Genomic DNA, 20694 nt, shown 5'->3' with positions numbered 1-20694 from the left:
CGCCGCACCAATCGCCATGGTTGCCACAGGAAAGCCGCGCGGCATTTGCAGAATGGAATAGAGGCTATCGACGCCCGACAACGCCTGCGTCTGCACCGGCACGCCTACCACAGGCACGCGGGTTTTCGACGCCATCATGCCGGGCAAGTGCGCTGCACCGCCTGCGCCTGCAATAATGACCTGCAAACCACGGTCCACAGCAGTCTTGCCATAGTCCCACAGACGATCAGGGGTCCGGTGCGCCGAGACGATCTTGGTCTCATAGGGAACCCCTAAAGCATCCAGCACATCTGCCGCTTCACGCATCGTCGGCCAGTCCGACTGGCTGCCCATAATGATACCGACAAGGGGTTTGCTCATGATAATGTCCCACCTTCAAAACGAAGCGGCACTATAGCCAAGCCCGGCGGCGCGGCAATGCCCTCTGGCGTGTTATGCAATGATATCGGGTAAAATGCGGTCTTCGAGCTGGGCAATCCGGTCTTTCAGCGCCAGCTTTTGCTTCTTTAACCGCTTGATGGTGAGCATATCAGCCGAGCCGCGCTCATGCAGGGCCTCAATCGCTTCGTCCAGATCACGATGCTCGCGGCGCAGCACCTCCAGCTTGACCCGAAGGACCTCTACTTCTTCCATTTTGTTCGAAGTGTTCATCAACAGCTCATTCAGAGGCGGGTATTGCCCCACTCTATAGTGTGAAAGCATCAAGAACCTAATACTTCCTCTTGATCAATACCCCATCCACACCCATATTTTTAACAACGGTCGCCGCAACGGGACCACAACCTGACAGTCGCTTCAATAAAGGGCATGTCTTATGACAAAATTGGCTTTGGGGACGCATCCGTTCCTATTGGGTTTTGAACAGCTGGAACGGCTGGTCGAACGAACCGCGAAAAGCGGCAACGAAGGGTACCCGCCCTATAACATCGAACAGACTTCGGAAAATTCTTACCGGATCACATTGGCCGTTGCCGGTTTCGGAGAAGATGATCTCTCGATTACAGTTGAAGATAACGCGCTGGTGATCCGTGGCCGCCAGTCTGACGACAGCGAAGGCCGCATCTTCTTGCATCGCGGGATCGCCGCGCGTCAGTTCCAGCGCTCTTTTGTACTGGCCGATGGCGTCGATGTCGGCGAGGCGATCATGGAAAACGGTCTGCTGCACGTCGATCTGACCCGCGCGGTCCCGCAGCGTGTCGTTCAAACGATCAAAATCAGGAAGGGATAAGTCATGAATACCAAATTCGATCTCGAAAAGCTCGGGCAAGGCATCGTCTATGTGAAACCTATCCTTGCAACCGACCTTCCCGAGGAAATGCGCGAACGCGTCGGTGACCTGGAAGAGCTGTTTTCAGTCCACAACGCCGATGGCGAACAACTTGCTCTGGTTGCTGATCGCAAGCTGGCTTTTCATCTGGCCCGCGAAAACAACATGCAGCCTGTCACGGTGCATTAAATAGGTAAGGTGGATCTTGATCCACCTTACCTTTGAACTCAATACGTTAGCCTTTGATCAACCCGAGACTTTCCAGCTTCAGGATCACCTGATGCGCGCAGTTGTCCACAGGCACACTCTCGGTTTCCAAGCGCAGTTCAGGGTTTTCAGGCACATCATAGGGGTCTGAAATGCCCGTGAATTCCTTGCTCTTGCCTGCACGTGCGAGCTTATAGAGCCCCTTGCGGTCGCGCCGCTCGCATTCCTCGATTGAAGTCGCGACATGCACTTCGATAAACGCGCCGAACTGCTCGACATCTTCGCGCACGGCACGTCGGGTCGCCGCATAGGGCGCAATCGGGGCACAGATCGCGATGCCGCCGTTCTTCGTGATCTCGGAGGCCACATAGCCGATCCGGCGAATGTTCAGATCGCGGTGCTCTTTGCTGAAACCCAGCTCAGATGACAGGTTCTTACGCACGATGTCGCCGTCCAAAAGCGTGACCGGACGCCCGCCCATTTCCATCAGCTTGACCATCAGCGCATTGGCGACCGTGGACTTTCCGGACCCCGAAAATCCGGTGAAGAACACAGTGAACCCCTGCTCTGCACGTGGGGGGCGCGTCTTGCGCAGTTCTTCAACAACAGCAGGAAACGAGAACCATTCAGGAATCTCAAGCCCTTCGGACAAGCGGCGGCGCAGTTCAGTGCCCGAGATATTGAGGATCGTCACATCATCCTTATCCAAAATCTCGTCCGCAGGCTCATATTGGGCGCGGTCCTGCACATAAACCATGTGCTTGAAGTCGACCATTTCGATGCCCATTTCCTCCTGATGCTCGCGGAACAGGTCTTGTGCATCATAAGGGCCGTAAAAATCCTCGCCCGCAGAATTCTTGCCGGGGCCTGCGTGATCGCGACCGACGATGAAATGGGTGCAACCGTGGTTTTTGCGGATCAGACCGTGCCAGACCGCCTCGCGCGGGCCGGCCATGCGCATGGCAAGGTTCAGCAAGGACATTGTGGTGGTGGATGAAGGGTATTGATCAAGCACTGCCTCATAGCAGCGCACGCGGGTAAAGTGATCAATATCGCCCGGTTTGGTCATGCCCACGACCGGATGGATCAAAAGGTTCGCCTGCGCCTCTTTGGCAGCGCGGAACGTGAGTTCCTGATGCGCGCGGTGCAGCGGGTTGCGCGTCTGGAACGCGACAACTTTGCGCCATCCCAGCTTGCGGAAATAGGCGCGCAATTCGTTTGGCGTGTCGCGGCGCGCGCGGAAATCGTAATGCACAGGTTGTTGGATGCCTGTCACAGGACCACCAAGATAAACAGCGCCGGCCGTGTTGTGCAGGTAATTGACCGCCGGATGCGCACTATCATCGGCACCAAAGACTTTCTCTGCCTCATGCGCCTTGTTCGGCACCCATTTGTCAGTGATGGTCATTGTGGCAAGGATCACACCTTCCTGATCGCGCAGCGCAATATCCTGACCAATCTCAATTGTCTCGGCAAAACCCTCGGACACATCCAGCGTAATCGGCATCGGCCAAAGCGTGCCGTCAGCCAGACGCATGGTATCGACAACGCTTTCGTAATCGGCCTGGCCCAGGAACCCTTTGAGCGGGTTAAAGCCCCCGTTCATCAGCAGTTCCAGATCGCAAATCTGGCGTGGTGTCAGATCATGGCTGGTCAGCTCAGCGGCTTCCAGTTTCATCTTCTGGGAGCTCTCGTAAGAAACATAGAGTTCTGGAACAGGTGTCAGATCATGCGACATGGTCATCTCAAATACGCTAAAGGTCAGTTGACCGTGGCATAGACGTGGCCCAAGGGGCTTGTCTAGCGGCCAAATCGAAAAAAACCAATAATGTCCTTGGCCCTGCAAATGCAGGGTTAGCGTCCTATTTCAAGGTCGCAGATAGGAACACTGACCTTAATGGCCGCAGGGTGGAAACCTACTCGGCAGCCGCGACAGCCTGCGTATCTTCCAACTCGGCGATGTATTTTTCTGCATCCAGCGCCGCCATGCAGCCCATCCCGGCAGAGGTGACCGCCTGACGATAGACGTGGTCCGTCAAATCACCTGCAGCAAAGACACCCGGGATCGCCGTCTTCGTCGTACCGGGGGCTACTTTGACATAGCCGCCATTGTGAGTCTCCAACTGGTCCTTGACCAGTTCGGACGCTGGCGCATGCCCGATCGCCACGAACACACCTTTCGCAGGGATCTCGGTTACTTCACCGGTCTGCGTATGTTTCACACGCACGCCTTCCACGCCCAAGGGGCTATCTGCGCCATAGACCTCATCAATCTCATGGAACCACAGCGTTTCAATCTTGGGGTTATTCATCAGACGGTTCTGCAAAATCTTTTCGGCGCGCAACTCGTCACGGCGATGCACAAGCGTGACCTTGGATGCAAAGTTTGTCAGGAAAAGCGCTTCTTCCACGGCTGTGTTGCCGCCACCCACGACAATAATTTCTTGGCCACGATAGAAGAAGCCATCGCACGTCGCACAGGCGCTGACACCGAACCCTTTGAATTTCTCTTCCGACGGCAGCCCCAGCCATTTGGCACGCGCACCGGTGCATAGGATCACCGCATCGGCGGTATAGACCGCACCACTGTCACAGGTGGCCGTAAAGGGACGGTTTTGCAGATCAAGCGCGGTCACGATATCGCCCACGATCTCGCAGCCCATCGCACGGGCGTGCGCCTCCATCCGGACCATCAAATCAGGCCCCTGCACTTCGGTATCGCCTGGCCAGTTTTCGACCTCGGTCGTGGTCGTCAACTGCCCGCCAGGTTCGATCCCTTGGATCAAGACCGGTTCCAACATCGCGCGCGCGGCGTATACGCCTGCCGTATAGCCCGCGGGCCCCGATCCGATGATCAAAACTTTGATGTGGCGCGTGTCGGTCATGGCAGCTTCTCCTAAAATCTCCCTTCGATATAGCCCTCTGCGGGCGATGATAAAAGGCCAAGTCGTGGTGCATAACTCGCGTTATTTTGTTGCGGACCCTTGAAATAATATTGCGTGCAACCCCATCTTGACGTAGTATTTGCAAAAATATCAGGGAACATCCGATGCCAGGGACCAAACTAGACGAAATCGACCGCATGATTCTGGCGGAACTGCAGGCCGATGGTCGCATGACCAACGTCGAGCTTGCGAAACGTGTGGGCATCTCGGCCCCGCCATGTCTGCGCCGTGTGCGTACCTTGGAAGAGCAAGGCTATATCCAAGGCTATCATGCCGATGTCAACGCCCGCGAATTGGGTTTTGAGGTACAGGTTTTTGCGATGGTCGGGCTGGTCAGTCAGGCCGAGGCGGACCTGAGCGCATTTGAAAACCGCTGCAAGTCGTGGCCGCTGGTGCGCGAATGTCACATGCTGAATGGCGAGGTGGATTTCATCCTCAAATGCGTCGCCCCTGATTTGCGCACGTTCCAGCGTTTCCTGACCGAGGAACTGACCAGCGCCGACAACGTCGCATCCGTGAAAACGTCTCTGGTGATCCGTGGCGCCAAGGATGAACCCGGCGTGCCGTTCGACGTTCTAGAGGCACGGTTGGCGCAAGAGGCGTAATCTTCCGTACGCAGTTAATGTCAAAAAATTATGTGAAACCTTAAGGCCGGATGATGAAGCGCAGTGCATTTCCCTTCCTATTTCTGATGCTTTTTGCCGGCGGTTGCGCTTTGCAAAGCGGTGGGCGCACGCTGGTTCAAGGCACTGGTCCTGACGAACTGCTCAAATTGCGTTCTGGCCCGGGGCTTGGGTTTAATATTGTTTTAGGTTTGCCTGAGGGAACGGTCCTTGATCTGAAAGACTGTGTTACCGAAGTTGGCCAACGGTGGTGCAAGGTTTCACTTGCTGATGCTCCGCGAATTTCAGGCTATGTGTCGGCTGACTACATTTCAGAAAATTGATCCCGAAGGCGCGCCAAATCGTTTCGGGCCATTGAAATAAATCACAGAAAAGGACGCCCACTTTCGCGGACGCCCTCTCCTTCACATAGCCATCAGATTTATGCGCGAACAGATGTTCCGAGGCCAGTGATCCTTATTCGCCCCCGCCCAATTGGTGGACATAAGCGGTGACTGCCTTGATTTGCGCCTCTGTCAGGCGTTCACCCCAAGGCGGCATGACACCAAAGCGGGAATAGCGGACAGTCTGTTCCAGCGCATCCACGCTGCCACCGTAGAGCCAGATCGCATCGGTCAGGTTGGGCGCACCCAGATCACGGTTGCCCGCACCGTCGTCGCCGTGGCAGGCGGCACAGTTGTCGAGGAACAATTCCGTTCCCGCCTCAGCCAGCGCCGCGTCATGCTCCTGACCTGAAATCAGACGCACATATTGGACGACCTGATCCACTTCTTCATTGCTGAAGATATCGTCGTAGGCAGTCATCTCGGAATACCGCGCATCCCAGTCTTCCTCGTTCCGGATGCCATGACGGATCGTGTATTCGATGTTGTCGAAATCACCACCCCAGAGCCAATCATCATCCAGAAGGTTGGGATAACCGGTGAAACCGGCCGCACCGGAACCGTGGCACTGCGAGCAGTTATTGCGGTAAACCGCAGCACCGGCAGAATTCGCATAACGCATCAGTTCCGGGTTTTCATTCAACACATTAAGGTCAGCAGAGGCCAGCTGCGCCGAAATCTCGGCATTCGCATCTTCAAAACGGGCGATGTCCTGTGCGACTTCGCCACGTGTCGAATAGCCGAGCAAACCGGCCGTCGCTTTGCTGACCATCGGCCATGCCGGATAGGCGATCGTATAGGCGATGGCCCAAACAATTGTGATGTAGAAAGTCCACAGCCACCAGCGCGGCAACGGGTTGTTGAGTTCCTTGATGCCGTCCCAAGAATGACCCGTTGTATCGGTGCCTGTGACTTCGTCGATGTCTTTTTGGTCATTGCTGCTCATTTCTGCAGCTCCTCAGTCTCGGAAGAACCGGGGCGGTCCTCGTTACGGAAAGGGATGTTGGCGGTGTCGCTGTGCAGGGCACGGGTCCCAGGGCGCAAGGCCCAGAGGATTGCGCCGACAAACAGCGTGAACATCACCAGCAGCATCCAGTTTTCTGCCATCTGGCTCAGGAGAGATGTGTTTTCCATTTCCATGCTTCCTTAGCGGCTTGCGTCTGGGGTGAAGGTCGAGAAGTCGACCGTTGTGCCCAGCATTTGCAGATAAGCGATCAAGGCGTCCATTTCGGACACGCCAGGTTCCCCATCAAAGTTGCGGATCTGTGCGCCAGGATACCTTTCTAACAGCTCGTCATAGGAGTCGGTGTCAGGGTCGGCTTGCGCCAAGACGTCCGCCGCCGCCACTTCGATCATTTCGTCGGTATACGGCACGCCGACAAATCTGTGGGTCGCCACGAGATCGGCGGTATACTCTGCATTGACCGGCGTATCGAGCAGGAAGGCATAACCCGGCATGATCGATTCCGGGACAACCGAGCGTGGCTCAATCAGGTGATCAAGATGCCAAGCATCCGAGTATTTGCCGCCCACACGGGCCAGGTCTGGCCCGGTCCGCTTGGACCCCCACTGGAACGGATGATCGTACATGGATTCCGCTGCAAGCGAGTAGTGGCCATAGCGTTCCACCTCGTCCCGCATGGGGCGGATCATCTGGCTGTGGCACACATAGCACCCTTCACGGATGTAGACGTCTCGCCCCGCCAGTTCGAGCGGGGAATAGGGTCGCACCCCCTCTACCTCTTCAATTGTGTTTTCGAGCCAGAAGAGAGGTGCGATTTCCACGATCCCGCCCACCGACACCACCAAAAGGGAGGAAACGAGTAGTATCGTCGGGCTGCGTTCAAGGATCGCGTGTTTGGAAAGGAAGCCTTTGGCTGGTGTGTTTTGTGTATCAGACATTTCTCAGCCCTCCTTATTCTGCCGGCACGCCAACCGGTGCGTGGACTTTCGCCCCGCCACGGATGGTCATGTACATGTTCCAGACCATGATCACGGCGCCAGCGAGGTAGAGAACCCCACCCAGACCACGGACCACATACATCGGGAACTTCGCGGAAACGGTGTCGGCAAAGCTGTTCACTAGGAACCCGTTTGCATCGACTTCGCGCCACATCAGGCCTTCCATGATCCCCGTCACCCACATCGAGGCCGCGTAGAGAATGATACCGATTGTGGCCAACCAGAAGTGCCAGTTGATTGCAGACATGGAATACATCTGTGCGCGCCCCCAAAGCTTAGGTGTGAGGAAGTAAAGCGCCGAGAACGTGATCATTCCGTTCCAGCCAAGTGCGCCGGAGTGCACGTGACCGATGGTCCAGTCTGTGTAGTGCGACAGGCTGTTGACCGCGCGGATCGACATCATCGGGCCCTCGAATGTGGACATCCCGTAGAAGGCAAGGCTGATCACCATCATCCTGATAATCGGATCGGTGCGCAGTTTGTCCCATGCGCCTTGCAGCGTCATCAGGCCGTTGATCATACCGCCCCAGCTGGGCATCCAAAGCACAATGGAGAAGACCATACCAAGGGTCGATGCCCAATCAGGCAAAGCGGTGTAGTGCAAGTGGTGTGGACCCGCCCAGATATACAGAAAGATCAGCGCCCAGAAGTGGATGATGGACAGTTTGTATGAAAACACCGGACGCCCGGCCTGCTTGGGTACAAAGTAGTACATCATGCCAAGGAAACCCGCCGTCAGGAAGAAGCCCACCGCATTGTGGCCATACCACCACTGCACCATCGCATCCTGCACGCCCGAGAAGACCTGCACGGATTTGCTGCCCCAGATGCTGACGGGGATGCTCAGGTTGTTGACCAGATGCAGCATCGCCACCGTGACGATGAAGCTCAGCAAAAACCAGTTCGCAACATAGATGTGCTTTTCGACACGTTTAAAGAGTGTGCCCAAAAAGACCGCCAGAAACGCCAGCCAGACCACAGTCAGCCAGATATCAATGTACCATTCAGGCTCGGCATATTCCTTCGATTGCGTCGCACCAAGCAGATAGCCGGTCGCAGCCAAAACGATAAAGAGGTTGTAGCCCCAGAAAACAAACCACGCGAGATTGCCACCCCACAACCGTGCGCCGCAGGTACGTTGCACGATGTAGAAGGACGACATGATCAGGGCATTCCCCCCGAACGCGAAAATCACCGCACTGGTGTGCAGTGGGCGTAGCCGTCCAAAGTTGCCGTAGGGTTGCAGCACCTCGAAATTAAGCGCTGGAAAGGCCAGCTGGAAGGCGATGACCACCCCGACCAAAAACCCCACGACACCCCAAAATCCGGTGGCGATCACGCCGGCACGGACAACATCGTCCATATAACCGTCAGGTGTTGCGTAAACCGGCGCTTCCATCTGGCGCAGAACGCGCACAAACATAAAGGCGGCAACGACCATAATGATGAGGGCGTGCACAATATACGCAATATCACGCCCCCAGTTTGCAGCGAGAGCAGCGAAGAGCGTGATACCCCCCAATGCTATCAACTTTATGTAGTTCCCCATAAGTGATCCCCTTCTTATGCCGGATCGCAAATGGGTCCGACGGCTACTTGGTTCTTTCGCTTATGGAATCTGGGGCGCGGTGGGTCTTTGATGTGGATCAATGGTGCGCTTGATATGGATCAAGGTCACGCGGCGCAAAGAAAGTCAGTGTTCTTGCAAGAGGCGGTTTTGCGCGAACGATCGCCCCCAAACGTAAGACCGATATGGGGAAGGCCGGACCAATGTCATACAAGATTATCGCGACGATTCTCACCGACAAAGAACAATCCGCAGAAGCACTAGACGCGGCCATCGCGCTTGCAGACCGGATGGATGCACATCTCGACGTTTATGTCGTGACGATCAGCCATACCGAAACATACAACTATTATCTGGGGTCCGAGGCGCTGATGGTGGCGCAACAGACCACTGACGCCATGGCCGAGCGCGAGGCCATCGAAACCTGGCTTTCCAACAGGATGCGCGCCGAAGTCGTGCGCTGGTCATCACAGGCCGCCACCGTGCAAGGCCCTGCCCTGACGGGTTATCTGGCGCGCAAGCTGCGATTCTCTGATCTGGTCGTTTTGCCCCGCCCCTATCAGGACAACCCCGAAGCCGCGTCGCTTGTCGAGGCCTGCCTTTTCGCCGCCGAACGACCCGTCTTGATGATCCCCAAAGGCTGCAAAGCGCCCGATGCGGGCGGTCATGTGCTGATGGGATGGAACGACGGAGCCGAAGCGCTGGCTGCGGCGCGTGCCGCTATGCCGCTCTTGGAACAAGCCGACATTACCGATATCTGCATCATTGATCCGCCGATGCATGCCGCCGACCGCTCGGATCCGGGTGGGGCGATGGCGCAATACCTGATGCGGCACGGCACAAAATCCGAAGTCGCCGTTCTGGCCAAAACCGAACCCCATGTCGGCGACATCCTGTTGCGCCGCGCGAAAGAGGTTGGTGCCAAAATGATCGTCAGCGGTGCCTATAGCCACTCACGGCTACGCGAGGCTGTCTTTGGCGGCGCGACGCGTGACTTGCTAGAACTGGCTGACCTGCCAATCTTGATGTCGCGTTAGGATATCTGGCACGGGGCCAGAGATGACGGCTAGAAGCCTTCTTCTCCCGTTTCAGCCTTCAAGGCGTCTAGATCGGGCACCCGAATATCACGGCGTTCGTCAAAGGCGATCAGCCCGTCTTTCTTCAAGGCGGACATCTGGCGGCTTACGGTCTCAATCGTCAGGCCCAGATAGTTGGCCATCGTCTCGCGGGTGATCGGCAAGGTGAAGGTGGTCTCCGCCGTTTCACCGGGCTTCAATGATGCCATCCGCACAGCGATCATATGCAACAAAGACGCGATCTTCTCGCGTGCAGTCTTGCGGCCCAGGACCAGCATCCACTCACGGGCAGCGTCCAGTTCATCGAGGGTCATCTCAAGCAGACGCTGGCCGACATGCGGTGTGTCAAGGATCATCTTCTCAAAGGGTTTGCGCCGGAAACAGCACAGCATGACATCGGTTTCCGCGACGACGTCACAGTCGATCGTATCGCGATTGGGGCGCCCCATAAAATCGCCCGGCAAAAGCAAACCCACCATCTGGACACGGCCATCAGGCAATGTCCGCATCAGACTGGAGACACCCGACACAACTGACCCCACGAATTCCAGCGGGTCACCACCAAAAAAGATCGGCTGGCCCGCAGCATAAGTGCGGTAGTATTTGATCTCTTCCAGCTGAAGCAATTCATCAGGCTCACATTTGGAACAGACTGCACTATAGCGAATGGGACAATCATTGCAGGAGCGCAGCTTTGGCACGGCGAGTGTCATTTTGGAATTCCCCGGTCTTATTGGCTATTCGCAATATGGCGCAATTCCGGCTCAGGTTCAAAGACGCATTTGCTTCAGCGGCTTTGTTCTCCAGTCACCGCCCGGCAATGGCGGCCAATTCGTCTGCTGCATCCCGCAATGTCTCAAGATGTTTTGTCAGTTCCGTGACCTGTACCCGTTGTTCGGGCGCATGAATCGAGAGTGTCGACAAGAGCCTCCCTCGGTCATCCAGAATTGGCACGGCAATGGCGCTCATGCCGGGCATGAATTCCTGGTCATCCGTGGCATAGCCCCGCTCTCGCGTCTTCGCCAGTTCCTCTCGGAGCAGCGCGGGGTCCGTGATCGTCTTGTCCGTTTGCCGGCGCAACTCGTTGTTCTTCAGGAACCGGTCAAGATAGTCAGGGCGCAGCGTTGACAGATACATTTTTCCGCTGGCGGTGCAGTGAAAGGGGACCTGTGTGCCGACAGGCAGCTGGATGCGCAGCGGCCAATGGGTTTCCACGCGGTCCAGATAGAACATCCCCTCGCGCTCAGGGATCGCAATATTGCAGGTCTCGCCAACCGACAGCGCCAAGGATTTCAGGACTGCCAAACGCACGGTTCTGATCCGCTCGGACGACAGGGTATTGATCGCAAGTATCCGCATCCGACGGCCGGGACTATAGGACCGGCCGTCAATGTCGCGTTGCAGGAACCCTTCCGCCTCTGCCGTTGCAAAAAGCCTGTGGATCGTCGGCTTGGGCAACTTCATGGTCTCGTTGATAACTGACGGCGTGACGGGGACACCGGCCTTGGCGACTTCTTCTAAAAGCAACAAAAGCCTTAGATTGGTCGGGATTTGGCCGGCGGCCTCATCATTTTCGTCGTCAATCATCGTCACATTATCTATCCGGCAAAATTGCGAGCGCAGTTTCCGGAACAAGTGCCACAAAGAACCAGACTGCAATCAGTGCAATAAGGTAGGGCACGATGTAGCGCAACAACCGGAAGTAGGGCACACCCGTCACACCTGAGGCGACATAAAGGTTAAGTCCATAAGGCGGCGTCACAAACCCGATGGATGCACCCACAAGGAACACAACCGCAAAGTGGATCGGATCAATGCCGACCGATGCCGCAATGGGCGCAAGGATCGGTGCAAGAATGATCGTCACAGGCAGGGATTCAAGGATCATGCCGGTCACGAAAACAATCGCCATCGACGTGAACAGAACCGCATAATAGCCCCCCATACCGGTCACGAATTCACCGATAAATTCTCTGGCACCCAAGGATGACATGACCTGCTGCATTGCGACCGACACGGCAATCAACGGGACAAGGATGCCCGAGATCTGGGCAGACCGTGACACAATCGACGGGATCTGTGGAACGGTAAAGCCTTGGACAACAAGCATTGATGCATAGCTCTTTTGCTCTACCGGAACATCAGAGGCACTGCCCATGATCCGGTTCAGCGGATAAGATACCAAGCCGATGAACACACAAAAACCAACGGTCACACCTGCCGCCTCGGTGGGCGAGAACTTACCGGTGTAGATGCCCCAAAGCACCAGACCGATGGCAAAGAATCCCAACCATGCGCCGATACCTGTCTTGATCATCCGCGAAACCGACAGGCCGATCAGAACACCCCAACCGTTGATCGTGCAAATAATGAACGCTGCGGTCATCATACCCAGAACCATCAACGCCCCCGGGATGATACCCGCAACAAACAGGTCAGAAATCGGCAGGTTCAGCAGGAAGCCATAGACGATAAAGATGATGGAAGGCGGAATGATAATCCCCACCGTACCCCCCGCCGCAGCAGTCGCCGCCGAGAAACGTTCATCATAGTTGCCCTTGACCATTTCGGGGTGCAGCATTGAACCGATCGTCGCCGTCGTCGCCGAGTTGGACCCCGAGATCGCAGCAAAGAGACCACAGGCCGCGATCGAGGCCATGGCAAGACCACCGCGCAACCAGCCCAGCACCGAATAGGCAAAATCCGACAATCGTCGGGCTATCCCAGACTGGTTGATCAGATCGCCGGTGAGGATAAAGAGCGGCATCGCCAGCAAGGCAAAGCCTTTGCTGAACACGTTGATCAACTCGTTACCTGTATTCGCCAAAGGCAGGTCGATGACAAAACTGATACCGATAACCCAGTAAAAGATGACCAGCAGAACGGGTGTTCCGAGCATGAAAAAAAGCGTCACGCCCAATGAGATAAGTGTAATCCATGTACTATCGGCCATTAGACGTCTCCCCCGATGACGGCTTGCTTGATGATCTGGTCACCAGACTTGTAGTTATTCCAGTCTTCCAGCCAGTTCCCGATCACACGTCCGGACATGAGCGTAAAGGCGACGGGTATTGTTGTGTAGAACCACCATTTCATGATGTCATCGACGCCATCGACCAATTGGAAGTTGTCAGCGGAAAGTGCGGTAAACCGCAGCGATGTCGTGATTGCGATCCAGCAGAACCCGAACCAAAGGGCCGCATCAAGTGTGAGTGTCGCCATTTGACCGGACGGCGGCATCTTTGAGCGGAATTCACTGAAACTCAGGTGTGTCCGCAGTTTCACGTTATACGAACAAGCGAACCACGCCATGACCATGAAAAGGAAAGGCGGGATTGTCGTTGACCCGGACCATTGGCTTGAAAAGACAAACCGGTCAATTACGCCCCAACAGATGATGCCTGCAATGATCAGGTACATCACGACCGAAATCGTGCGCTCCAGATGGCGTTCCATAAAAGGAAGAAATTTGTAGAAGTAGTGTGCCGCGAGGCCACCCAGAAACGTGTAGACAAAACAGAAGAGCCACATGCCATCCGCATCGAATGCCTGACGCTTCTCCCACGCACTGCCAGAGAACAAGGCCGGAATTACGGCCACTGCTTCAGCGATTATCGACATTTAGGTCTCCCCCCTAATGTGTCCCTGTACTGCATTTATGCAGCCATTTTCTTCTTGTGATGAAAAGGGCCGACCGAACTCCCATTCGGCCGGCCCTTAAATTGCGCGTCAGAGGAAGGCCGCGTTAGCTTTTCCACCAGCGGCGTGGTTCAACGTTCTCAGGCAAGGTGTTCGCGTCAATTGTGCGGACCTCGTCATAGATCTCCTGATATGTGTCCAGACCACCGGACCAGCCGTTCAGGCGCTCGCGCCACTCTTCCCAGAGTGCAGGCTGGTATTCAGGTGAACACATTTCTTCGGCTTTCTTGATCTCTTCAGCAGACAAGAACGCGTTGCGCACGTTGTTTTGTGCAAAGATCGTATTTGGAAGCTGCGGATCGGACTGGCCAACAGTGTTGATCAGGGCCACTTCGTTTGCAGCCTGAACATGTGTTTGCGCCCAATAGGCCGATTCCATCACCGCGTCCTGCAGATACCCTTCAAGGCCATCAAAGACCGAGGCAGACATCGCTGTGTGCTCTGTACCGCAGAAGAAGTTCAGGTGAACCGACTGGGATACAACTGGCGCCATGTTGGCATAAGCCACCGCAGATGCCCATGTTTCCGCACCATCAATCAGGCCCTGCTTGAGACCATCAAGTGTTTCTTCCCAAGCCACAGGAACAGGGTTCAGGTTCAGCGCTTCCATCGCGATACGGCCAAGCTGTGTACCCGTGACACGGTTCTTTGTACCGGCAAGTTGTTCCACCGATGTGACCGTCGGCTTGTCTTCCCAGCTCAGACCCATCTGGATGCCGCGCAATTCGGCGTGGCTGAACAGGAACTTCAGACCGTGACGGCGCTCATAGGGTTCGCGCAGCAGCCGCATGGACGCAGGCGAATAAAGGAAATGATACTGGTCCGCGCGGCTACGGAACATATACGCATAGTCCAGAACGTTCAGGTAAGGTGCAGTACCGGCAGAGTTCTGTGTCGAAGCAGCATAGATATCGACAATACCTTGCTGCGTTTTCTCAGCACAGGATGTCTGACCACAGATCTGGTTGTCGCCGATAAATTCAATGCGAATCTCGCCGTCTGTACGTGCTTCCAAGTCACGTGCAAATTCCAGCGCGCCAGCGCGCTCGATCAGCAGGTTGCGAGCATTAAAGCCTGATGCGCCGAATTTGAGATTATATTTGGCCTCTTTCGAGAAGCGGCGCTCATAGGTCGATTCTGCGGCAGAGGCCAAATTTGCAAGGCTCATCGCCCCGCCGAATGTACCCGCTGCCATCAGCGTAGAGCTCATTCCGTATTGGCCTGCCAACTTGAACAGATCCCTCCGCGAAATGCCGCTTAGTTTATCACTCACTCCCATGACTTCCTCCCATGATGTCAATTATTGAGACTAATAGTTCCAAAAAAGCCTAGTATAGTATTCGCAATCTGCATAGAGTTTTTTCACATTGAGGGAGAAAGAAGCAGTGGAAGCGGATTTTATAGTTGTAGGCGCAGGTTCTGCAGGGTGCGTCATTGCAAATCGCCTCAGTGCGAATCCTGCCCATAAGGTGATTCTGCTTGAGGCAGGCGGGCGTGATCTTAACCCGTGGATCCATATTCCGGTGGGGTATTTCAAAACGATCCATAATCCCAAGGTGGACTGGTGCTATAAGACAGAGCCTGATCCGGGCCTGAATGGCCGGTCCATCGAATGGCCGCGCGGCAAAGTTCTAGGCGGGTCTTCGTCGCTTAACGGATTGCTTTATGTCCGTGGCCAGCCGCAGGATTATGACCGCTGGAGGCAAATGGGAAACACCGGTTGGGGTTGGGACGATGTGCTGCCCCTGTTCAAGCGCGCTGAAAAGAATGAACGCGGCGCCGATGAATACCACGGCGACCAAGGGCCGCTGTCCGTCTCTAACATGCGCATCCAGCGCCCGATCACTGATGCATGGGTCGCAGCGGCGCAGGCCGCAGGCTATAAATTCAATCCCGACTACAATGGCGCTGATCAGGAAGGCGTGGGCTTTTTTCAGCTTACCTCACGCAACGGGCGCAGGTGCAGTGCGGCGGTGGCCTATCTCAATCCGGTCAAATCGCGTGAGAACCTGCAAATCATCACACATGCGCAGGTTGAAAAGGTCATTATCGAAGGAAAACGCGCGACAGGTGTGACCTACACCGACCGCAGCGGCACCCAGCACACAATCAAGGCCCGCAAGGAAATCGTGCTGTCAGGCGGTGCGATCAATTCGCCGCAAATCCTGATGCTTTCAGGCATCGGCGAAGCGGCACAACTGGCCGAAAACGGCATTGATGTGCTGCACGATCTGCCGGGTGTGGGCAAAAACATGCAGGATCATTTGCAGGCGCGGCTTGTTTACAAATGCAACGAACCTACGCTGAATGATGAGGTCAGTTCACTCTTCGGGCAGGCTAAAATCGGGCTGAAGTACCTGATGTTCCGTGCCGGCCCCATGACCATGGCCGCCAGTCTTGCCACGGGCTTTCTGAAAACACGCGAAGACGTGGAAACGCCCGATATCCAGTTCCACGTCCAACCGCTCTCGGCCGAAAACCCGGGCAAAGGGGCCGACAAATTCTCGGCCTTTACCATGTCGGTCTGTCAGCTGCGCCCCGAAAGCAAAGGCGAGATCAGGCTGCAAAGCAACGATCCCAAGACCTATCCCAAGATCATCCCCAACTATCTGTCGACCGAAACCGACTGCCGCACGGTCGTCGCGGGTGTCAATATTGCACGTAAAATCGCGCGGCACGCGCCGCTGACCTCGAAAATCAGCGAAGAGTTCCGGCCCCATGCCGATCTGCCGATGGACGACTATGACGCGACACTGGATTGGGCACGCAACAACACCGCCTCGATCTATCACCCGACGGGCACCTGCAAGATGGGCGAAGGCAAAGAGGCCGTGGTTGACGCGCGGCTGCGGGTGCATGGCATTGCAGGGCTACGGGTCGCAGATTGTTCGATCATGCCAGAAATCGTATCAGGCAACACAAATGCGCCCGCGATCATGATCGGCGAAAAAGCGTCAGACCTGATACTGGAGGATGTCTAGGAAGCAAGTGACGCGCACGATATCAAGCTGCCTGTAGGGCGCGTGATCACACTTGATTCCTATTTTGACCCGTTTGCTCCAGAGAGGTTCTGAAATATGAAAAAACGACAGAGAATGCAGACCTTTGACTGGTTCAACTTCGCTGCGCTTGTTGCGGTCGGTGTATTTCTTGGTCTGGCAATCGATGGCTTATTCGCACTTGCCACCATGGGCGCCTGGGGCAGCATCCTGATGATCATCGCCCTTTCGGCAGGTTTCATCGTCATTTATCTGATTTTAGAACGGGTGTTCGAATTTATTTCGACTGGAAGGCTCTCTGCACCTCGACAACTCCAAAAACCGCGAAAGCCCCTTGTTATGGCTTTCGGCCTACCCCTTGGCATCATTATCGGTATCATCGGGGCACAGTTTGGATTGGCCGATCTGCTTCTCTAGGGTACGGTACGGGCGTTCAGACCGACAGATTGACACCGCCATCTGTCAACTATGCACTTGACCACTCCGTCGGAATCGCGGACCTTGGCTGCGATGGTTCCCTGTCGCCGAAAATGCGTCTGGGATGAAAAGGGAATACGGTGAGGAAGAGCCAAAGCGCGCCGAATCCGTGACTGCCCCCGCAACTGTGAGCGGCGAGCGACCCCGATGATCACCACTGAGCGCAAGCTCGGGAAGGATCGGGCAAGCAGCGACCCGCGAAGTCAGGAGACCTGCCATCAAAGGGTACAGAGATGTACCACGAGAAACTCAAACCGGGCGGGGTGTCCGGAGCGGAGAACATGATGGTGAACACGGCTCTTTTGGCCCCACAAACATGCCCTTTCGTCCCCCCGCTTATGCGCGGAGGGCTGCATGGACCGGACAACACAACACCGCATCACGGTCTGCACATCGTGTAGACACAAGGGGACGGAATGCCGCCCCGGATACGAACTTATTGAAAAACTGCGCAAAGCCATTTCCGCAGCGGGCGACAGCATTGCCGAAGACTTTGCCATTTCGGGCGTTGCTTGCATGGCAGGCTGCGACCGCCCCTGTACGGTCGCCTATCACGGCACCCAAAAAGCGACGTACCTTTTCGGCGATATCACACCCGAGGACGATATCGACGACCTTGTCGATTTTGCCAAACAATACGCCGTTCTACATGACGGCTGGTGTTCCTCGGTGGACCGCCCCGGCAAACTGCGCAAATCCACACTGGCCCGCGTGCCGGCCGCAATGATCGCCCTGCAAGACAGCAAGGTGCTTGCATCATGAACGGTGCACATCTGAAAGTCACCGACGCAAGCTGGCGCCCCCATCGGCGCATGGCCCCCGTCCTTCACCCGACAAGTTTTGAGGTCGCCGCGGGCCGCGTGCTTGGTGTCGTCGGGCCGAATGGTGCAGGTAAATCAACGCTCTTGCGGCTGCTCTACCGCTATCATGCCCCCAGCACTGGACGCGTGGAAATCAACGGTCAGGATATCTGGGCCATGCCCGCACGCAAAGCAGCCCAACACGTTGCGGCTGTCTTGCAGGAACAAGCCGCCGCATTTGGCCTGAGTGTGCGCGAAATCATCGCACTTGGGCGCACACCGCACCGCCAGACCTATGCCAGCGCAGGCCCGCAGGACAACGCCGTGATCGACGAGGTCGTAGCCCTGCTGGACCTGCAAGGCTTGGAACACCGCGATTTCGGCACGCTCTCTGGTGGTGAACGCCAGCGCGTCATGGTCGCGCGTGCCCTTGCGCAACAGCCGCAAATCCTGATCTTGGACGAACCCACCAACCACCTCGATATCCGTCACCAACTCGAAGTGCTCGCCCTGATCCGGCAGCTTGATCTGACGATCGTCGTGTCACTGCACGATCTCAACATGGCCGCCAATATCTGCGACGATATCCTTGTGCTGGAAAACGGCCACCCCCGTGGCTTTGGATCGCCTGACACGCTTTTGACCGAAACACTGGTCTCTGACACATTCCGCGTCAACGCGCGCCGTGAAAAACTCGCCCCCAGCGACGCCAACCACCTTTCCTTTCATCTGCCAACCTAAAGAAGCCCCCATATGAAATTACGACTTGCAACCGCAATCCTCAGCGTCGCGGCAACCAGCGCCTTTGCCCAAACCACCGTCCAAAGCTGTGAGCGCGAGGTGACTTTCGACGCCCCACCAAAGGCAGCCGTGTCCAATGACATCAATCTCACCGAAATGATGCTGGTGCTGGGCCTGACCGACCACATGGTCGGCTACACTGGCATTTCCGGCTGGAACAAACTTGACGAAACCATGCGCACAGGGGTCGCGGAACTACCCGAACTCTCCGAACAATACCCCTCCAAGGAGGTGCTGATCGGCGCAGAGGCGGATTTCTACTTTGCGGGCTGGAACTATGGCATGCGCGTGGGTGGCGAAGTGACCCCCGAAACGCTCGCCCCTTTTGGTATTCAGGTTTATGAACTGACCGAAAGCTGCATCCATATCGGGCAGGAAGGCCAGCGGACCGCCGCCTCAATGGATGATCTCTATACCGATTTACGCAATCTTGGTGCCATCTTCGGTGTGTCGGACCGCGCCGAGACGCTGATCACACGTTACGAGGCCGATCTTGCCGCATTTCTGGCCGACCTGCCGCCCTTGGCCACCCCGCCCCGCGTCTTTGTCTATGATAGCGGCGAGGACGCACCCTTTACTGCGGGCCGCTACGCCATGCCGAACGCCCTGATTGAGGCCGCAGGTGGCGTGAACATCCTGAACGATCTGGACAAAAGCTGGGCCACCATCGGATGGGAAGCCGTTGTAGAGCGGAACCCCGAGATCATCGTCATCGTGAATTACGGCGAAGTGACCGCCGAACAAAAGCGCGATTTCATGATGACGAACCCGGCATTCGCCGATCTTGATGCCGTCAGGAATGACCGCTTCGTCGTACTGGAGTATGTCGAGGCAACGCCGGGACCACGCAACATCCAAGCTGTCAAAACGCTCGCTGCCGCGTTCCGCGCAGACTAGCGGATGGATCAGGCCGACAGACAGATCACGACCCTCAGCCCGCACAAGGCCCGGCTCCGGCTGACCTTTGGGCTGGGGTTCGTGGCGCTTTTTCTGTCAATCTCTGTGGCGATCAGTGTAGGCGCGGTGTCGGTCCCGCTGCCGACGGTCTGGGGCATCCTGATGCACAAGATCGCCCCCGGCGCAATCAATGCAGACTGGTCCGCCGGGCGCGAGGCCATCGTCTGGGACATTCGCTTTCCCCGCGCGATCCTTGCCTGTCTGGTTGGTGCGGGTCTTGCTATCGTTGGGGCCAGTCTGCAAGCGGTCACCCGTAACCCGCTGGCCGACCCGCATCTCTTGGGCATATCCGCAGGCGCCGCGTTCGGCGCGATCCTCGCGCTTTTGCACACGGGGCTCTTTATTGGGCTCCTGACCGTGCCCTTGATGGCCTTTCTTGGTGCACTCGGCGCCACGTTGATCGTTCTCGGGGTCGCACAATTTGCCGCCGCCACCACCGCCGACAGGCTGGTGCTGGCTGGCGTAGCGGTCTCGTTCATCGTGATGTCCGCCGCCAACGTGCTGATCTTTCTGGGTGATCCGCGCGCGGTTCACACCGTCGTTTTCTGGATGCTCGGCGGCCTCGGCCTCGCGCAATGGAGCCAGTTGATCTATCCGCTGGCGATCCTTCTGGTATGCGGCGCCTACCTTTGGGCCAACGCTGGCAACCTTAACGCAATGACGATCGGGGATGAGACCGCCGCTACCTTAGGCATCCCCGTCGGCCGGTTTCGCCTGACGATCTTCGTGGTCGGCGCGCTCATCACCGGCGTGATGGTGGCGTTTTCAGGGATCATCGGCTTTGTCGGCCTGATGATCCCCCATATCGTACGCCTGATTGTCGGCGGCGATTACACCCGCGTACTGCCCGTTTCTGCCATCTGCGGTGCGATCTTTCTGCTGTGGGCGGATATCTTTGCGCGCACAGTTATGGCCCCCGATGACATCCCTA

The 20694-nt window shown here is 56.4% G+C and carries 24 protein-coding genes and 1 riboswitch; of the genes, 11 read left to right on the top strand and 13 right to left on the bottom strand.

The window, feature by feature from the left end; all coding sequences use genetic code 11:
- On the bottom strand, positions 1 to 360 hold a 360-nt coding region (gene purE, locus VGP75_RS19770), incomplete at its 3' end, for a 5-(carboxyamino)imidazole ribonucleotide mutase (protein ID WP_327545283.1).
- 72 nt (positions 361 to 432) lie between these two features.
- Positions 433 to 651, bottom strand: a complete 219-nt coding sequence (locus VGP75_RS19765; protein WP_327545282.1) for a YdcH family protein — start codon at positions 649 to 651, stop codon at positions 433 to 435.
- 163 nt (positions 652 to 814) lie between these two features.
- On the opposite strand from VGP75_RS19765, the gene VGP75_RS19760 reads away from it, so the two are divergent.
- Together VGP75_RS19760 and VGP75_RS19755 are read left to right on the top strand one after the other, a co-directional pair.
- A complete protein-coding gene (locus VGP75_RS19760; protein WP_327545281.1) occupies positions 815 to 1228 on the top strand; it encodes an Hsp20 family protein in 414 nt (137 codons plus the stop codon).
- Between the two features lie 3 nt (positions 1229 to 1231).
- The gene (locus VGP75_RS19755; protein ID WP_076661025.1) at positions 1232 to 1456 is read left to right on the top strand and encodes a DUF1150 family protein; all 225 of its coding nucleotides are present in this window, start codon (positions 1232 to 1234) and stop codon (positions 1454 to 1456) included.
- A gap of 46 nt (positions 1457 to 1502) precedes the next feature.
- Here the strand turns inward: VGP75_RS19755 and VGP75_RS19750 are convergent, their stop codons facing one another.
- Both VGP75_RS19750 and trxB read right to left on the bottom strand, forming a co-directional pair.
- Positions 1503 to 3218 carry a bifunctional sulfate adenylyltransferase/adenylylsulfate kinase gene (locus tag VGP75_RS19750; RefSeq protein WP_327545280.1) on the bottom strand — a complete coding sequence of 572 codons (1716 nt, stop codon included), beginning with the start codon at positions 3216 to 3218 and terminating at the stop codon, positions 1503 to 1505.
- Between the two features lie 172 nt (positions 3219 to 3390).
- Positions 3391 to 4359 carry a thioredoxin-disulfide reductase gene (trxB, locus tag VGP75_RS19745; RefSeq protein WP_327545279.1) on the bottom strand — a complete coding sequence of 323 codons (969 nt, stop codon included), beginning with the start codon at positions 4357 to 4359 and terminating at the stop codon, positions 3391 to 3393.
- 164 nt (positions 4360 to 4523) lie between these two features.
- Here trxB and VGP75_RS19740 point away from each other — a divergent pair, with 164 nt between their 5' ends.
- A complete protein-coding gene (locus VGP75_RS19740) occupies positions 4524 to 5024 on the top strand; it encodes an Lrp/AsnC family transcriptional regulator (RefSeq protein WP_055687399.1) in 501 nt (166 codons plus the stop codon).
- Between the two features lie 53 nt (positions 5025 to 5077).
- Positions 5078 to 5365, top strand: coding sequence for an SH3 domain-containing protein (locus VGP75_RS19735; RefSeq protein ID WP_327545278.1), 288 nt, complete (start codon positions 5078 to 5080; stop codon positions 5363 to 5365).
- A gap of 133 nt (positions 5366 to 5498) precedes the next feature.
- Here VGP75_RS19735 and ccoP read toward each other — a convergent pair whose 3' ends face one another.
- The 4 genes from ccoP to ccoN are packed head-to-tail and all read right to left on the bottom strand — an operon-like array spanning position 5499 to position 8936.
- Positions 5499 to 6371 (bottom strand): cytochrome-c oxidase, cbb3-type subunit III, encoded by an 873-nt coding sequence (gene ccoP / locus VGP75_RS19730; protein WP_327545277.1) that lies wholly within the window; start codon positions 6369 to 6371, stop codon positions 5499 to 5501.
- A complete protein-coding gene (locus tag VGP75_RS19725) occupies positions 6368 to 6559 on the bottom strand; it encodes a cbb3-type cytochrome oxidase subunit 3 (RefSeq protein ID WP_327545276.1) in 192 nt (63 codons plus the stop codon). The genes ccoP and VGP75_RS19725 overlap by 4 nt, the downstream gene beginning before the upstream one ends.
- A gap of 12 nt (positions 6560 to 6571) precedes the next feature.
- Positions 6572 to 7327, bottom strand: a complete 756-nt coding sequence (gene ccoO, locus VGP75_RS19720; protein WP_327545275.1) for a cytochrome-c oxidase, cbb3-type subunit II — start codon at positions 7325 to 7327, stop codon at positions 6572 to 6574.
- 13 nt (positions 7328 to 7340) lie between these two features.
- Positions 7341 to 8936 carry a cytochrome-c oxidase, cbb3-type subunit I gene (ccoN, locus tag VGP75_RS19715; RefSeq protein WP_327545274.1) on the bottom strand — a complete coding sequence of 532 codons (1596 nt, stop codon included), beginning with the start codon at positions 8934 to 8936 and terminating at the stop codon, positions 7341 to 7343.
- Between the two features lie 221 nt (positions 8937 to 9157).
- Between ccoN and VGP75_RS19710 the strand changes: the two genes are divergently transcribed.
- The gene (locus VGP75_RS19710; protein WP_327545273.1) at positions 9158 to 9991 is read left to right on the top strand and encodes a putative universal stress family protein; all 834 of its coding nucleotides are present in this window, start codon (positions 9158 to 9160) and stop codon (positions 9989 to 9991) included.
- A 29-nt stretch (positions 9992 to 10020) separates the two neighbouring features.
- Here the strand turns inward: VGP75_RS19710 and fnrL are convergent, their stop codons facing one another.
- The 5 genes from fnrL to VGP75_RS19685 all read right to left on the bottom strand — a co-directional run bounded on the left by fnrL (position 10021) and on the right by VGP75_RS19685 (position 15008).
- The gene (fnrL, locus tag VGP75_RS19705; protein WP_327545272.1) at positions 10021 to 10743 is read right to left on the bottom strand and encodes a transcriptional regulator FnrL; all 723 of its coding nucleotides are present in this window, start codon (positions 10741 to 10743) and stop codon (positions 10021 to 10023) included.
- A gap of 94 nt (positions 10744 to 10837) precedes the next feature.
- The gene (locus VGP75_RS19700) at positions 10838 to 11617 is read right to left on the bottom strand and encodes an IclR family transcriptional regulator (RefSeq protein ID WP_327545271.1); all 780 of its coding nucleotides are present in this window, start codon (positions 11615 to 11617) and stop codon (positions 10838 to 10840) included.
- A gap of 7 nt (positions 11618 to 11624) precedes the next feature.
- Complete coding sequence (locus VGP75_RS19695) at positions 11625 to 12983, bottom strand: TRAP transporter large permease (protein WP_327545270.1); 1359 nt, start codon at positions 12981 to 12983, stop codon at positions 11625 to 11627.
- On the bottom strand, positions 12983 to 13651 hold the full coding sequence (locus VGP75_RS19690; RefSeq protein ID WP_327545269.1) for a TRAP transporter small permease: 669 nt from the start codon (positions 13649 to 13651) through the stop codon (positions 12983 to 12985). Before VGP75_RS19690 ends, VGP75_RS19695 begins: the two co-directional genes overlap by 1 nt.
- 124 nt (positions 13652 to 13775) lie before the next feature.
- Entirely contained in the window at positions 13776 to 15008 is a 1233-nt protein-coding gene (locus VGP75_RS19685) for a TRAP transporter substrate-binding protein (protein ID WP_327545268.1), read from the bottom strand.
- A gap of 106 nt (positions 15009 to 15114) precedes the next feature.
- On the opposite strand from VGP75_RS19685, the gene VGP75_RS19680 reads away from it, so the two are divergent.
- The 6 genes from VGP75_RS19680 to VGP75_RS19655 form a co-directional block, all read left to right on the top strand.
- Positions 15115 to 16710 (top strand): GMC family oxidoreductase, encoded by a 1596-nt coding sequence (locus VGP75_RS19680; protein ID WP_327545267.1) that lies wholly within the window; start codon positions 15115 to 15117, stop codon positions 16708 to 16710.
- Positions 16711 to 16806: 96 nt separating this feature from the next.
- A complete protein-coding gene (locus VGP75_RS19675; RefSeq protein WP_327545266.1) occupies positions 16807 to 17145 on the top strand; it encodes a hypothetical protein in 339 nt (112 codons plus the stop codon).
- Positions 17146 to 17222: 77 nt separating this feature from the next.
- Positions 17223 to 17439, top strand: a riboswitch (cobalamin riboswitch).
- A gap of 120 nt (positions 17440 to 17559) precedes the next feature.
- On the top strand, positions 17560 to 17967 hold the full coding sequence (locus VGP75_RS19670) for a DUF1636 family protein (protein WP_327545265.1): 408 nt from the start codon (positions 17560 to 17562) through the stop codon (positions 17965 to 17967).
- Positions 17964 to 18746, top strand: a complete 783-nt coding sequence (locus VGP75_RS19665; RefSeq protein WP_327545264.1) for an ABC transporter ATP-binding protein — start codon at positions 17964 to 17966, stop codon at positions 18744 to 18746. The genes VGP75_RS19670 and VGP75_RS19665 overlap by 4 nt, the downstream gene beginning before the upstream one ends.
- A gap of 12 nt (positions 18747 to 18758) precedes the next feature.
- A complete protein-coding gene (locus VGP75_RS19660) occupies positions 18759 to 19703 on the top strand; it encodes an ABC transporter substrate-binding protein (RefSeq protein ID WP_327545263.1) in 945 nt (314 codons plus the stop codon).
- Positions 19704 to 19706: 3 nt separating this feature from the next.
- On the top strand, positions 19707 to 20694 hold a 988-nt coding region (locus tag VGP75_RS19655; RefSeq protein WP_327545262.1), incomplete at its 3' end, for a FecCD family ABC transporter permease.

The sequence above is a fragment of the Yoonia sp. genome (genome assembly GCF_036007805.1).
Classification (GTDB): Bacteria; Pseudomonadota; Alphaproteobacteria; order Rhodobacterales; family Rhodobacteraceae; genus Yoonia.
The sequence above is the reverse complement of the archived record's forward strand: the minus strand, read 5'-3'. Positions and strand labels throughout refer to the sequence as shown.